6 protein-coding genes are annotated in these 16,665 nt (G+C 48.4%); 5 read left to right on the top strand and 1 reads right to left on the bottom strand.

Annotated features, from left to right (window positions below; translation table 11 throughout):
- Positions 1–2: 2 nt before the first annotated feature.
- Positions 3–2,624, top strand: a complete 2,622-nt coding sequence (locus tag DXD65_RS13170) for a hypothetical protein (RefSeq protein ID WP_035447715.1) — start codon at positions 3–5, stop codon at positions 2,622–2,624.
- 394 nt (positions 2,625–3,018) lie between these two features.
- Here DXD65_RS13170 and DXD65_RS13165 read toward each other — a convergent pair whose 3' ends face one another.
- The gene (locus DXD65_RS13165) at positions 3,019–4,587 is read right to left on the bottom strand and encodes a glycoside hydrolase family 43 protein (protein WP_035447716.1); all 1,569 of its coding nucleotides are present in this window, start codon (positions 4,585–4,587) and stop codon (positions 3,019–3,021) included.
- Positions 4,588–4,839: 252 nt separating this feature from the next.
- On the opposite strand from DXD65_RS13165, the gene DXD65_RS13160 reads away from it, so the two are divergent.
- The 4 genes from DXD65_RS13160 to DXD65_RS13145 all read left to right on the top strand — a co-directional run bounded on the left by DXD65_RS13160 (position 4,840) and on the right by DXD65_RS13145 (position 16,665).
- The gene (locus DXD65_RS13160) at positions 4,840–6,621 is read left to right on the top strand and encodes a cellulase family glycosylhydrolase (protein WP_005833637.1); all 1,782 of its coding nucleotides are present in this window, start codon (positions 4,840–4,842) and stop codon (positions 6,619–6,621) included.
- 219 nt (positions 6,622–6,840) lie between these two features.
- The gene (locus tag DXD65_RS13155) at positions 6,841–10,920 is read left to right on the top strand and encodes a hybrid sensor histidine kinase/response regulator transcription factor (protein ID WP_172679949.1); all 4,080 of its coding nucleotides are present in this window, start codon (positions 6,841–6,843) and stop codon (positions 10,918–10,920) included.
- Positions 10,921–11,058: 138 nt separating this feature from the next.
- Positions 11,059–13,941 (top strand): TIM-barrel domain-containing protein, encoded by a 2,883-nt coding sequence (locus DXD65_RS13150; RefSeq protein WP_035447717.1) that lies wholly within the window; start codon positions 11,059–11,061, stop codon positions 13,939–13,941.
- Positions 13,942–14,082: 141 nt separating this feature from the next.
- A complete protein-coding gene (locus DXD65_RS13145; protein WP_117887716.1) occupies positions 14,083–16,665 on the top strand; it encodes a glycoside hydrolase family 2 TIM barrel-domain containing protein in 2,583 nt (860 codons plus the stop codon).

Below are 16,665 nucleotides of genomic sequence, written 5' to 3'. Positions count from 1 at the left end.
AAATGAATTTAGTATATATGAAGACAAAGATATATTTAGGAATACTTTCACTTGCACTGGGCCTTTCGCTGGCTTCGTGCAATGAAGATGACGACTATACTATCCACACCACCCCGATTCTGAACGAATCGTCGGTGGTGACGGGGTCGTCCGATGTGACCGCCACTACCGCTACACTCCATGCCACGCTCTCCGGGTTGGATGGCATGGATGCCGGAAGCTATAAGACCGGCTTCTTCTATGGTTTTGCGCAAGACAACCTGCCCGAGGACGTGCAGGCTGCTTATGACGGTAGCGCCTTCAGTGCTCAGTTGAACGGGTTGAACAATAACTCTACGCTCTATTATCAGGCTTATGTATGCTTGCAGGGTAAGGTGTATTACAAAGGTGAGGTGAAAAGCTTGCTCACCACCGATGCCAAGGTGGCTACTGCCGATGCCGCATCTGTCGACTTCGCCTCGGCTGTATTGGGTGGGACATTGACCGATGCTACGGCCGATGCTACTTGTGGTGTTGTTATCTCTACTTCATCCGATGTAGAAGCGGTTCGTGCAGGCCTTATAGTGAAGAGTGAGGAACTTAAGGACAGCTATTCATTCGTCCATGAAGGGTTGGTGCCCGAAACGCAATACTATTATGCGGCTTACCTCAATCTGGGTAGCGGCATTGTGTATGGTGAGGTGAAGAGCTTCACTACTCCTGCCTATGACTTCGATCTCGACAATGACCTTGTCGACCTGGGACTCTCCGTGAAGTGGGCTCGCTTCAATGTGGGTGCCAAGAGCGAGACTGGACTGGGTGGCCTTTTCGGATTCGGTGACCTGACCGGATGCAACAATAGCATCGACCCTGCCGACTATGCTTCGGCCGATACTTATAAAACGGCTTCCGACTTGGCTTTCCGTGCATTTCAAGGGCGTGCCACACTGCCTACTGCCGATGATTTCGAGGAACTCTTCACGTTGTGCCAGAAAGAGTGGACTGAGCAGAATGGAGTGACAGGTTTCAAGTTCACCGGTCCTAATGGTAATTCCATCTTCCTGCCTGCAGCCGGTACGCGTGTGGCAAACGATGTGACGGCGCTGGGTACTGAAGGATATTACCTCACCGGTACTGTCAACTCTTCCAATACAGAATTTGCGGTAGGTTACCAGTTTGCAGCTTCTGTCAATCACCGTATCACTGCCGCAGTTTATCAAGGTATGGCTGTACGCGCTGTTTCCACAGCCAAGAACGTACCGTTCAACAAGGCTCTGCTCTATCAGAAGTGGTATCTTGACAATGGCCAGGACGGTAAGCAGCACGTGTTTGAAGGACCTTTCACGCAGTGGGGTGTTACGGACAACTGGAGCACAGTTTCCAACGGACAACCCAACATTGAACAGCAGATTCATTGGGAGATGGGTACGGATAATGGCTGGATAGGTTATACTTACGGAAAGGACTATGGTTATATGGAGCTCAAGGAGGACGGTACGGTGAATATTCATCGTATTGCCGAAGACGGTACCGTGACCGATGAAACCGGTAAGTTTACGATTGACGAGGCGAATAAAGTGATTGACATCGACATAGATGTGCTTTGTGCCAATACTTGGATTGGCACGAAGAGTGGTAAGCTGAACATTCTGTCGTTGACTGCCGACGGCTTGCAGATTGCCCTGCCCGATGGCGACTATGGCTATTCGTTGAACTATTACAGCCAGGCCAAGGCCGATGCCGATGCGCAGGTTCCTGTATTGCTCAATATCGCCGATTCATCATGGGCAGGAAGTTGGGATGCACTGCTTGTAGCCATTTCACCCGAAGACTTGGCTGGACAGCACACGTTTGTTTTCGAGGGAACTTGTACCGATGCTATGGTGTTTACGCTTGACTTTGCCGGTATGGCGAAGCGCTATCCCAATTCGTTTGTACGCATTGACGACATCAAGCTGGACGGTACTTCCATCCGGTTTGATGCCAACCGCTTCTATTATGGCGACATTGAAGGAAACGGCAAGTACCGTGTTCAGTTGTTCAATGCTTATGGGGCGGGTTCTGTAGGCAATGCTGTTCCTCTCAGTCCGTTCAGCAATGTAGAAAATCAAGGTACCGAGCCTGCCATCCATTTCAAGGAGAAGCTTGAGATTGTCTGCACCGTCATTACCGACGGTACCGGTGCAGGTATTTATACGCCCAATCTGGTTACTGTCAATCCGGATTGGGGAAGTGCATGGGGATATAACGCAGGAGCTACGTTCGAGGTGAAATACGAGAACTTCCAGTACAGCCTTGTGGCTTCTCAGTTCGACATTAAGTACGAATCTGCCGACTATGCGGCAGGTTCCATCATGACCTTCGTTGAAGTGGCTGACATTTACAAGTATTTCCCCGGTTTACATGCCACACTTGACAACCTCTATCTGGATGGCAAGGAAGTGACATTTGATGCATCCAAAGTGCTCGATGCCAATGAATCCCCGAAGTATCGTCTGGAACTTTGGAATTGCTATGGGACAACAAAGGATAAAGGGTGCGCTTTCGGTACTCCTGATGGTGATGTTATCAAGGAACTTGGTTTCAGCAGTTCTATGGAAGTGAAGTTCACGTTCCACACTCTTTTCTCTGTTCCTGAATGGTAAGAGGGATAGACGGAAATATACTGGTTAGATAGGAAATCCGGGATGCAGGCCATCCCGGATTTTTTGTTTTGCCCTCACCGGTGTGCATCGTTCTGATATAGATTGAAGAACCATAGAGAGAATAAAATAAAGGAGGTGGTCCGTAAGGCGGCGCTTTGATAGCTCTTTGCCTTGTACTTTGTTCGGACGGGATGGGTACTTATTGCGATAAACATAGTGATTTTATGGTATCTCCACTAAAGTGGTCCGCCTTGTTCATAGTAGTGAACAAATCAGCCCACTTAGGTGAACAAACTTGTTCACCTAAGTGGGCCGTTCATGAATCTTTGTACTGAACCGGACAGACAAAAGGGCGGAAGCGGAGAAAAGCAGGGGCTTTCTCTAAGATTGGCTGCTATTTTCCTTCGTAATCAAAGTATTCAAAGTCTGCATATGCTTTTGAGGTTTGAGAACCGGAGACGGCATACAATCCCAGCATGATTCCCGTAAAGCCACCGGCAGTTTCTGTACTGATATAGCGCGTATTCATTCGGCCCAGTTCTTTGAAGTCCTTTCCGTTTGTGGCATACTCGAACGAATAGATTTCGTTGCTGCCTTTTACACGGAGTTGTACTTTCCCCTGGGGCAGAATAACTTCCTTTTCCGTATGGGTCAATTCATTCAATTGGTAGCGCAATACTACAGCTTGTTTCCCGTCTGCCAATTGCTTGACTAATAAATCGTAATGGGATGATTCGAACATGTAGACCGTCAGGCCGGCTTCGTCGCCACTGGCGGCTTTTTTCAGTTGCATGGAAGTGGTGGCTGTGAAGTCGATATGTTCTTGCCGGCGGCCGGCAAAAGTAGGACTGCCTTTCCCGTTGTTCAGGTTTACGGGGGTTGCTTTCAGACGGAGGTTACCGGAAGCAAAGGTATAGTTTTCCGGATGATAGTTTCTGATATGAACCCATTCGGGACCTAATTTGCCGTTTTTGAAATCGGTGCGTGCAGGCTTGGGGGCAAGAGGATATTGCGGTAGGGTTGGCACATCCATTTGCAGGGCTATTGTGCCATCTCCGTTTACTACCGGCCAGGCATTCTTGTCCCAGCGCACGGGAGCAAGGAACGTTTCGCGTCCCAGCAGGTGATGGTTGCCGCTTTGCGGACGGAAAGCGAGACACACCATCCACCACGAACCGTCAGGGGCTTGTATCAGGTCGGCATGGCCGGTTCCTTGTATCGGGCTGTTTTGTGCATTCTTGTTGATGTGGGTCAGGATGGGATTGGCGGGATTCTCTTCGTACGGGCCGTCTATATCGCGGCTACGGGCTATTGTCACTTTGTGGCCGTATTCCGTGCCGCCTTCGGAAATCAGCAGATAATACCAGCCGTCTTTCTTGTAAATATGCGGCCCTTCAGGGTGCCGTCCGCCCGTGCCGTTCCAGATGCGTTTGGACTCGTTGAGTTGTTCGCCGGTTTTGGGGTTGATTTCGCACAGATAGATACCTACGCCCGGATTGCTGACAAGGTAACACTTGTCGTCTTCAAAATAGAGGGACGGGTCTATACCGCCTTGCTTGAGCCATACGGGTTCTGACCATTCGCCACGCGGGTCGGTAGTGTGTACAAGGAAGTTGCCTTTGTCGGACACGTTGGTGGTAATCATGTAGAATGTACCGCTGTTGTAGCGGATGGTAGGTGCATAGATTCCTCCCCATGGGCCGGCGTCGTGAAGCGGCAGTTGTGAGGGGCGCGTCAGGCAGTGTCCGATTTGTTCCCAGTTGATGAGGTCTTTGCTGTGGAACAACGGTACGCCCGGGAAATATTGGAAACTACTGTTGACCAGATAAAAGTCATCTCCTGCGCGGCAGATACTCGGGTCGGGATGGAAACCGGGAATAACGGGATTTTGATAACCTTGCCGGTTTTGTGAAAAGCAGGACAGGCTGAGCGCCAGTCCTAAAAGTAACATCATCTTTCTCATAAATGCATTGTATTTTAAATAGTTTATCAGATATATGAATCAGGGTAGTTGAAGGAAGTGTTTATACACAAAAATAAAGTATTCTTTCGGTTCAAGCAAGCCGGATGTGTCTGATGTCATTCAATGATAACTTTTGAGCCCTATTCGGAAACAAATGATACCGTTGCAGATAACATGGCATCGGTGTGTTTTCCGCCTTTTCCGCTACTTTTGCTCTCACTGATTTAACCATTATTTTTAATACGTAAAGACATGATGAAGAATATCATTGAAAAATTCCAAATTTGCCTGGTGCTGTCGGCACTGCTTTTCTCTTCTTTCGTTGCCGCATGTTCCGGCAATGATGATACTGTGACTCCAGAAATAACGATTCCCGCGAACATTCTGACGGATGGAATGACTTTCTCCAAGACCGGAGGAACAAGTACGCTGAACATCAAGTCGAACGTTGCATTGGAAGTTACCAGCAGTGCACCGGAGTGGTGTAAGGTTACTGCCGAAAGTTCTGCTTCGAGTAGTATTTTGAAGTATACCGTTATGGCAGAAGCCAATACGGACACGAGTGACCGTGAAGCCAAGGTAACGGTGAAAGCCGGAGGCAGCGAAGTAGGGAGCTTCACAGTGAAACAAACGGCTGCGGACGGATTAATCATATCCAACTCTACCTCTTTCGACCTGCCAGCTGCGGGAGGAGATGTTTCTGTGGTGGTGGAAACCAATGGTGACGTACAAGCCGTTTCCGATGTTTCTTGGATAAAGGCGGTCAATACCCGTGCCATGGAAGACAAGATTTTCAAGTTTACCGTCTCTCCCAATCCTTTGGGAGCGCGCGAAGGCCATATCTCTTTTACTTTGGGTAGCCTGACGGAGACTGTGGCCGTAAAGCAGGGTGCGGGCGAAACCGGCAATATGGAAAGCGATGCCAGGACACTTGCCGCCAAGATGTATGCAGGTATCAATATCGGCAACACGCTGGAAGCTTGTGATAACAAGAACAAGATAGCGAGCGAAACGTTATGGGGAAATCCTAAAGTGAGTGAGGCATATATCAAAGGGCTGAAGGCATTGGGATTTAATGCGGTGCGCATCCCTTGCGCGTGGGATTACTACATTGTGAATCCATCGACCTATGAGATAGATGCTGCATGGCTCGACCGGGTGAGCGAAGTGGTGGGCTACTGTGTAGCCAATGATATGTATGCCATTGTCAATATCCATTGGGATGGCGGTTGGCTTGAAGAGAGTATCACCCATGGTTACAGCAGCGAAGTAGATGCCAAGCAGAAAGCTATCTGGACACAGATTGCCAATAAACTGAATGCTTATGACGAACACCTGCTCTTTGCCGGATGTAACGAACCCGGACAGCAAGACCAGGGGAACGTTGGCACATCGGCCATAGATGTCATCTTGAAATACGAACAGACCTTCATTGATGCCGTGCGTGCCACCGGAGGAAATAATGCGAGCCGTTGTCTGATTGTGCAAGGTCCTTATACCAATATTGACAAGACGGTGAATGACTACACGATGCCCAAGGATGAGGTACCCGACCGTCTGATGGTGGAAGTTCACTTCTATGATCCCTATCAGTTCACCATGATGAACCATGACGAAACCTGGAGCAATGTATTCCTTTATTGGGGTAAGGATAATCATGTATCCGGTTCCATTCATAATGCCACCGGTTACGAAGAAGATTATGTGAAGCAGCAATTCCAGAAGATGAAAACGGCCTATGCAGATAAGGGAATTCCTGTGATTGTAGGCGAGTATAGTGCCATGAAGCGGGCAAAAGAAGACAAGATAGAGGGGACTTCTGAACTTGCCTATCCTGATATTGACCAGGAGATGCATAACAAGAGCCGCTCCTATTGGAATGAGGTAGTCACCCGAGAGGCGAAAAACCACGGTTGTGTCCCCTTTTATTGGGAAACCGGCGGTGACATGAACCGTGGTACGGGTACGGCGAAGGAGGCTTATGCCATTGAGGGCATCATGAAGGGAGCCGCAGCCGGTCAATACCCTTATTGATTGAGTGGTGGATAGAATAAAAGACAGTTTTTAAAAGTATCATACAAATAGGTTTTATAGGTTACAAGGATTGTTGATATAGTTTTTTTGATTGGTTACGGAGAAGTATGTCCGCGAGGGATATGCTTCTCCTTCTTTAAAAATCCTTGTCTTTCCTTGCTTTTCTGTTCGTTTTTCACTTCATTTGCAACAAAAATAACTTCCCTTAGCTCTGATAGTATGAAAAGACTGCAACTACTGCTCTTGTGGGTTTGGATGGTATGTTTCTCTGCTGCTTCACATGACTACATGTTTAAACATTTGGAAGTGAAAGACGGACTTTCCAATAATCAGGTTAATGCTATTTATAAAGATTCAAACGGATTCATGTGGTTTGGTACAGCTTCGGGGCTGAACCGCTATGATGGTTACAATATAAAGATTTATCGCAGCCAGAAAGATGACGAGAAATCTCTTCCCGATAGTTATGTCGAGGATATACAAGAAGATGCGTCCGGTAATTTGTGGATACGTACGGGAAGTGGGTATGCCATTTACAACTCGGCTTCCGATGTTTTTGACCGTAATGTGGAAGCTTGGATGTGGAACGTCGGTCTGACCGGAAATCCTTCGCTTATCTATATTGATAAGGAAAAGACTTTCTGGATCTATATTAATGGTAAAGGTGTTTACAGCTATAGAGAAGGACAGAAAAATGCCGTGGCAGTAAAGGAGGCGGATGAACTGCTTGCGAAAGCCGAAGTGTCCGACATGAAAGAATGCGGCGAAGGAATCCTGTTGGTTTTGAGTAACGGTATCTTGGTTTGTATAGATGAGGAAAAGCAAAATATCAAGTGGACCAATCCGGACATTGCCGAAGATTGCAGGGAAGTAAAGAATGCTACCTTTGATTTGTTTGTCGACCATAGTGGGCGGGCGTGGATATTCAGTGTGGAGGGGATGTGGATTTATAGCCTTTCTCGGAAGGTTTGGGAACAGCGTTCTCCCCGAACGGACACCTACAATACCGTACGTGCAGTGGCACAGGATAAATACGGATGTATATGGGTAGGCAGGGATCAGGATGGCGTTGAATTGATAGAACCGGCGGGACGGAAAATCCGTCTGGCGAACGATCCTAATAACGGGCGTACTCTGTCCAACAATACAATAACGGCTCTTTATGAAGATGAGGCCGGTACGATGTGGGTGGGAACCTACAAGAAGGGCGTCTCTTTCTATAATGAAAGTGTCTTCAAATTCGGCATTGCCGATGTAGGCGACATCAATTGTGTGGAGGACGGAGGCGGTGATATCGTATGGGTGGGGACCAACGACCGCGGGTTGATTCGCTGGAATAGCGTGACGGATGAACGTATGTTTTTTTCGCATACGGCAGATCCCCGCTCTATCTCGAGTGATGTCATAGTCTGCCTTCTTCGGGACAGTAGCGGCAGAGTGTGGGCTGGTACTTTCTGGGGCGGACTGAATTGCTATGATGGAAACCGCTTTATCCATTACCGGTCCCGTAAGGGAGACAGTAACTCGCTGGTCTATGACAATGTATGGGCATTGGCAGAAGATGCGGACAAAAATATCTGGATCGGTACGTTGGGGGGAGGATTGCAATGCCTGAATCCTCAGACGGGGATATTTACCACCTATTCTACAGGTAATTCAAACCTTGTGTCGGACTATATCTCATCCCTCTGCATCAGCTGTGACAATAATCTGATTATCGGTACTTCGGCAGGGATGGCTTTCATGGACCTGAGGACCGGCGAGATTACAAATTTTGCAGGTACAAAATCGGGTAAGACCAGACTTTCCAACCAAAATATCAATCAAGTTTACGAAGATAGTCGCGGTTTGTTATGGATAGCCACGCGTGAAGGCTTGAATGTATATGACAGCAAACGGGATGAATTGTACGAAGTGCCTATCAAACCCGGTTTCTCCAAACTATTGATATTAGGTATTACGGAAGATGAAAACAAAAGTATATGGATCAGCACCGGAGGAGAACTGATAAACGTGGTGTTGTCCGTTGACAGCAAGACGGAGCAGCCCGTGTTCCGTTGCTATACCTATAATGACAAGGACGGGTTGCAGAGTTGTGACTTCAACCAGCGTTCCCTCAAACGACTGCATACGGGCGAGATTGTAGTGGGAGGACTGTATGGGCTGAATCGCTTCCAGCCGGGCAACATAAAGTATAACCGTACGTTGCCCAAGGTTATGTTTACCGGTTTCCAGTTGTTCAATGAAGACGTGAAGGTGGGCAAGGAGTATGCAGGACGTGTCATCTTGAAGGAAGCTTTGAATGAAACAGAAGAAGTTGTCTTGGCTTATAAGCAGAATGTGTTCACGGTGCTGTTCGCGTCGGACAATTTCGTGCTGCCCGAAAAGACACAGTATTTCTATAAATTGGAAGGGTTTAATGAGAACTGGCTGACGAGTATGTCCGATATGCATCGCGTTACCTATACCAATCTGGCTCCGGGGACTTACATTTTAAAAGTGAAGGCTACAAACAGTGACGGATATGCGGGTACTGAAGAGGCTTCGCTCAAGATTGTCATTCTTCCGCCTTTCTGGATGACTCCGTGGGCATATATCGTTTATGCTCTTCTGATAGTAGGAGTTGTTTCCTTTTCACTTTATGCCGTACAACGGAGGGAACGTAATAAGTTCAGAATCCGCCAGATAGAGGAAGATGCGAAGAAGAGGGAGGAGTTGAGCCAGATGAAATTCCGCTTTTTTACGAATGTCAGCCATGAGTTGCGTACGCCGCTTACGCTGATTATATCGCCGATGGAAAGTATGATGAAGGAGATTACGGACGAAAAACTGCATGGCAAGCTACAACTGATGTACCGCAATGCGCAGCGTTTGTTGAATCTGGTCAACCAGTTGCTCGATTTCCGTAAGAATGAGATGGCAGGATTGCATCTCACTTTGTCCGAGGGGGATATTGTGGCGTATGTGCGTAGCATCTGTGCTTCTTTCCTGATGCTTTCTGAAAAGAAACATGTGCATCTGACATTCTTTTCGGCCATGGAATCGCTGAATATGTCATTCGACGAGGATAAAATTGGTAAAGTTGTGATGAATCTTCTGTCCAATGCTTTCAAATTTACTCCGGACGGGGGACGTGTGGATGTGGCATTGGAAATGTCGAAAGAGATGTCCGGAAGATTGCTGATAAAGGTATCGGATACCGGTGTCGGTATCAGGGATGAAGACAAGGAGCGGATTTTTGAACGTTTCTATCAGGTGGAGCAGGAAGAACCGGAGCACCAGTCAACGGGTAGCGGTATTGGCTTGAGCCTGGTACGCGACTTTGTGACGCTGCATGAGGGTACGGTGCGCGTTGTCGACAATGTGGGTTCCGGTAGTGTGTTTCTGGTTGAGCTCCCGGTTAAACATGTACGTGTAAGTCCTCCCAAGCCTGCACCGCTTACAGAAGAGGTGGAAGAGCATGAGGAACTTTTGCCGGGTATGGAAGAGGAAGCGCTTTCGGTTGATTTGCTGGACGATATGGAGGATAATGAAGATGAAAAAGAAAAGCCGTTGGCCCTGATTGTGGATGATAATGAAGATTTGGTTGCCTTCATGAAAGATAGTCTGAGCTTGTATTTCCGTATACAGTCAGCTTCCAATGGTCGGGAAGCTTGGCAGAAAATATCGGAACTGATGCCGGATATTATTGTCAGCGACGTAATGATGCCCGAGATGGATGGGAATGAATTGTGCCGCTGGGTGAAGACCGATAAACGCACGAGTGACATTCCGATGATATTACTCACTGCACGGCAGGCTGTGGAAGATAAAGTGGAGGGGTTGACCATCGGTGCGGATGATTATGTGACGAAACCTTTCAATGTGGAAATCCTTATTCTGCGTATGCGCAAGTTGATTGACCTGAGCAAGAAGCGCAAGGCAAAGTCGCTCATTGACCCCGAACCAAGTGAAATAGCCATTACTTCGTTGGATGAAAAGCTGGTGGAAAATGCCATCAAATATGTGGAGGCGAACATCGGTCGGTGTGACTTGTCCGTAGAAGAGTTGAGTCGGGGGTTGGGTATGAGCCGGGTACATCTTTACAAGAAACTCTTGCAGATAACCGGTAAGACACCTATTGAATTTATCCGTGTCATCCGTCTGAAAAGAGCGGCGCAGATGCTGCGCGAGAGTCAGCAAAATGTATCGGAGATAGCGTATCAGTTGGGCTTTAACAACCCCAAGTATTTCAGCAAATATTTCAAGGATGAATTCGGTGTTTTGCCCTCTGTTTATCAGGAAAGAGAGGGTAGATAACAAAAGATACCCCTTACGGAAACATATTGTCTTTTAGGGTAATCAAAAGCGCCCTTTTGTTTCAACATCGGGGAGACCCGTTTTTGAAGGAAACTTTCTATTTTTACATCGGAGAAAATTCACTTTAAAAACAGTAATATGAAATTGAAAAACACTTCAGTTTATTTGCTTGCCGGATGGATGCTCGCCGCATGTTCCGGAGGCGGATTCCAAAAGACCGAGAATGGTGTTGTTGTGGAAGTCAAGCAGCAGCAACCGACGGATGTGCGTAAAGTAAGATTGGAAGTAATGGGTGAGAAGCTCATTCATGTATCGGCTACTCCTGAGAAGGAATTTTCAAAGGAGCAGAGTCTCATTGTGATCCCTCAACAGAATAAGACCGACTTTAAGGTCGAAGAGCAGGGCGATGAAGTGACTGTCAAGACATCGGAATTATGTGCCATTGTGTCCAAGACAACGGGTGAGGTACGCTTCACGGATGCCGACGGCAAGCAGATTCTGGCTGAAGACTCTGACGGGCGGACCTTTACTCCGGTGGAAGTGGAAGGTACGAAAGGATATACAGTACGTCAAGTATTCCAGTCGGCAGGCAATGATGAGGCTTTCTATGGCTTGGGCCAGCACCAGGCGGATGAGTTCAACTATAAAGGTAAGAATGAGGAACTGTTCCAGTACAATACAAAGGTGTCTGTACCCTTTATCGTGTCTAATAAGAACTACGGTGTGCTTTGGGACAGCTATTCGCTCTGCCGTTTCGGTGACCCGCGCGATTACTCACAGCTGGGTGATGTCTTCAAACTTTATGATAAAGAGGGCAAGGAAGGTGCTTTGACCGGTACATATATTCCGGGCAAGAAAGACGTGGAAACCCTTGTACGTCGTGAGGATTCTCTTTATTTTGAACATCTGGACCGTGCCGCACATTTGAGTAAGGTGATTAATTTGCCTGCGGAGTTCCCGTTCGGAGGGTCCGACGTAGTTTATGAGGGAGAAATAGAACCGGCAGAAAGCGGCTTGTTCCGCTTCATCCTTTACTATGCAGGCTACATGAAAGTATATATTGATAATGAGTTGGTGGTTCCCGAACGTTGGCGTACGGCTTGGAATCCTAACACTTATAAGTTTGCTGTCAATCTGGAAGCGGGCAAGCGCGTTCCGTTGAAGATAGAGTGGAAGCCTGATGCCGGTGTTTCTTACTGCGGTCTGCGAGTATTGAGTCCGGTGGCTGATGAAGAACAGAACAAACTCTCCTGGTGGGGTGAAATGCAGAATGAAATAGACTACTATTTCGTTTATGGTGATGATATGGACGATGTGATTAGCGGCTACCGTACATTGACAGGTAAATCCCAGATTATGCCGAAATGGGCGATGGGTTACTGGCAGAGCCGTGAGAAGTACAATACGCGTGAGGAGGTTCTCTCCACGCTGAAGGAATTCCGCGAACGTCAGATTCCTATCGACAATATCGTAATCGACTGGCTGCACTGGAAGCAGGATTCCTGGGGAAGCCATGAGTTCGATCCCGAACGTTTCCCCGACCCGAAAGGAATGGTCGACTCCATCCACGCCATGAACGGACGTCTGATGATTTCCGTATGGCCCAAGTTCTATGCTACGACCGAACACTTCAAGGAATTTGACGAAAAAGGTTGGATGTATCAGCAGGCTATCAAAGACAGCATCAAAGACTGGGTCGGTCCTGGCTATCTGGGCTCTTTCTATGACGCATACGATGCCGATGCACGCAAGCTCTTCTGGAAGCAGATGCAAGACCACTACTATCCTCTGGGTGTTGACGCTTGGTGGATGGATGCCAGCGAACCGAACATACGCGACTGTACGGATTTGCAATACCGCAAGGACCTTTGCGGTCCGACAGCACTCGGCCCCTCTGCCAAGTTCTTCAATGCATACGCACTGATGAATGCAGAAGCTATCTATGACGGACAGCGCGGCGTGGAACCGGACAAGCGCGTCTTCTTGTTGACACGTTCCGGCTTTGCAGGGTTGCAACGCTATTCTACTGCCACCTGGAGTGGTGACATCGCTACCCGTTGGGAAGATATGAAAGCGCAAATCTCTGCCGGCTTGAACTTTGCTGTCAGCGGTATCCCTTATTGGACCATGGACATCGGCGGATTCTGTGTAGAGAACCGTTATGTGGCTGGTCAGATGGAATTCAACAAGACTGGACGTGAAAATGCTGATTACAAGGAATGGAGAGAGTTGAATACCCGTTGGTATCAGTTCGGCGCTTTCTGCCCGTTGTTCCGTGCACACGGCCAGTATCCGTACCGTGAGGTTTGGAATATCGCTCCGGCAGGACATCCGTGCTACAACTCCATCGTTTATTATACGAAGCTGCGTTACAACATGATGCCGTATATCTATTCTTTGGCAGGTATGACTTATTTCAATGATTATACCATCATGCGTCCGCTCGTAATGGACTTCACAGCTGATGCAAACGTCAACAATATAGGTGACCAGTTCATGTTCGGTTCTGCCCTGATGGTGGCTCCGGTTTACGAATACGGTGCACGCAACCGCGAGGTTTATTTCCCGGCAAGCTGCGGTTGGTATGACTTCTACTCCGGCAAGTATGTGGACGGTGGCCAGAAGCTGACAGTGGATGCTCCTTATGAACGTATCCCGCTCTACGTTTGCGAAGGTGCCATTGTACCTTATGGTCCGGATATGCAATACAGTGATGAAAAACCGGCTTCGGAAATCACTCTCTATGTTTATACGGGTAAGGACGGCGCGTTTACGCTCTATGAGGATGAAGGTGTGAACTATAACTACGAGAAGGGACAATATGCCACTATACCGTTTGCCTATAACGATGCTGAGGGTACACTGGTTATCGGCGACCGTACGGGTGACTTCCCCGGTATGCTGAAGGAACGTACTTTCAATGTGGTGAAGGTAAGCAAAGACCAGCCGCAACCGTTCGATTTGAAGGCGAAAGGCACAACGGTGAAGTATGACGGAAAAGCACAAACCGTAAAATTATAATCAGAATGATAGACGACGGTGCCAGGGAGAGAAGTCTTCCCGGTACCGATCTCGTCGTTCCTCGGTGCCGGGCACTTCCCCACTTCTGAATAGCTGTGAGAGAGGAGTAGGCACTCGATAATCTTTTAGATATTTATTACCATGAATAAAATCATATTGTCTTTGGCCATCGGGCTGTCCCTATTGGCCGGTTGCAATGCTCCTAAAGAGGTAGCTGGCGATGACCGTAGCTTGGATTTTACGGCCGACTGGGCCTTTCGCTTGGGAGATGATACGGCGGCAGCCCGTCTGGATTATAATGACGCAGACTGGCGGAAACTGAACTTGCCCCACGATTGGGCTGTTGAAGGAGAGTTCAGTCGGGACAATCCGTCAGGAACAGGGGGAGGTGCTCTGCCTGGTGGTATAGGTTGGTATCGTAAGACTTTTATTGCCGATAAGGTCGATGAGGGCAAGCGCTATCGCATAGATTTCGATGGTGTCTATATGAACTCCACCGTTTATATTAATGGGCATGAACTGGGAACACGCCCCTATGGATACATCTCGTTTAGTTATGATTTGACTCCTTATATCAAATGGGGGGAGAAGAATGTGATTGCTGTAAGAGTGGACAATGCCGAACAACCCAATTCACGTTGGTATTCCGGTTGCGGTATCTACCGTAATGTGTGGTTGACGAAACTGAATCCGGTGCATGTGGCACAGTGGGGTACCTACGTGACGGCAGAAGAAGTGTCGAAGAACAGTGCCCGGTTGAAGATACGTACCAGTTTACAGTACGATGTAGAGATGCAGACGGAAGATTCCGTGCAGCAGGCCGACGGTACATATGTTGTGTTCGATTCGGAAATTATTCCTCTGATTGATGTCGTCCTGCAATCCCGGTTAGTGGATGCCGACGGTCATGTGGTGGGTGAGGCTGTGTCGGAAGCTCAGCTGATGCCTGTCGCTCCGGCAGAAATGGAGCAGGAAATAGAATTGAAGAATCCTAATCTCTGGAGTATTGATGCACCTTATATGTATAAGGTAGAAAGCATCCTCAAGAATAAAGAGACCGGCGAGGTACTCGACCGTTATTATACTCCTACCGGCATCCGTACTTTCCGCTTCGATGCACAAAAAGGATTTATCCTGAATGGTGAACAAGTGAAGATAAACGGTGTCTGCATGCATCATGACCTGGGTTGCCTGGGAGCTGCGGTGAATACGCGCGCCATCGAGCGCCAGTTGGAGATTCTGAAAGAAATGGGTTGCAACGGAATCCGTTGTTCCCATAACCCTCCTGCACCGGAGCTGCTCGACCTTTGCGACCGTATGGGCTTCATCGTGATGGACGAGACTTTCGACATGTGGCGCAAGAAAAAGACCCGCCACGACTATTCACGCTATTTCAACGAATGGCATGAACGCGATTTGACTGACCTTATCGTGCGTGACCGCAATCATCCTTCCATCTTCATGTGGAGCATCGGCAACGAAGTGCTGGAGCAGTGGACGGATGCCAAAGCCGACACCTTGAGTCTGGCAGAGGCCAACCTGGTCTTGAACTTCGGCCATAGTGCGGATATGCTGGCAAAGGACGGAGAAATGTCCGTCAACTCACTGCTGACAAAGAAACTGGCGGACATGGTGAGAAAGCTCGATGCCACGCGCCCCGTGACGGCAGGCTGCAACGAGCCGAATCCGAACAATCATTTGTTCCGTTCCGGTGCGCTTGATATTATCGGCTTCAATTACCATGACGACTGGTTTGCAGGTGTTCCCGTGAACTTCCCCGGTAAGCCGTTCATCGTAACGGAAAGTGTTTCCGGCCTGATGACACGCGGTTACTACCGGATGCCGAGTGATTCGATGTTCATCTGGCCCGAACGTTGGGACAAGCCTTTCTATGATGCCTCGTTCTCTTGCTCCTCCTACGACAACTGTCATGTTCCTTGGGGCAACCGTCACGAAGGTACTATGCGTCATGTGAAGAACAACGACTTTATCAGTGGACAATACGTCTGGACGGGCTTCGATTATATCGGTGAGCCTACTCCTTACGGTTGGCCGGCACGCAGCTCTTACTTTGGCATTATCGACTTGGCCGGCTTCCCGAAGGATGTCTACTACATGTATCAGTCCGAGTGGCGTCCGGATAAGGCGGTGTTGCATCTTTTCCCGCATTGGAATTGGACGGAGGGACAAGACATCGATTTGTGGGCATATTATAACAATGCCGACGAAGTGGAGCTTTTCGTGAATGGAAAGTCGCAGGGTGTGCGCAGCAAGGGAAAAGACGATTTCCACGTCATGTGGCGCGTGAAGTATGAGCCGGGTACGGTAAAGGCTGTTTCCCGCAAGGAAGGAAAGACTGTGGCCGAGCAGGAAATCCGGACAGCGGGCGAACCTGCGCAGATTCGTCTCAGCCCCGACCGCAGTACCATTCAGGCAGATGGCAAAGACTTGAGTTTCATTACGGTTGAGATTCTGGACAAAGATGGAAATTTGTGTCCGAATGCCGAAAACGATGTGACCTTTGCCGTAGAAGGTGCCGGCTTCATTGCTGGAGTGGATAACGGAAGCCCCATCTCTATGGAGAAGTTCAAGGACAACCACCGCAAGGCTTTCTACGGAAAGTGCCTGGTGGTACTGCAGAACAACGGTGAACCGGGTGGTGTCAAGGTGACGGCTACGGCTGATGGACTGGAGAAGGCGACGACGGCGATTAAAGTTAAATGA

It is taken from the genome of Bacteroides sp. 4_1_36 (genome assembly GCF_003466325.1).
In the GTDB taxonomy this organism is placed as follows: Bacteria; Bacteroidota; Bacteroidia; order Bacteroidales; family Bacteroidaceae; genus Bacteroides; species Bacteroides uniformis.
This window is presented reverse-complemented; position numbering and strand designations above follow the sequence as displayed.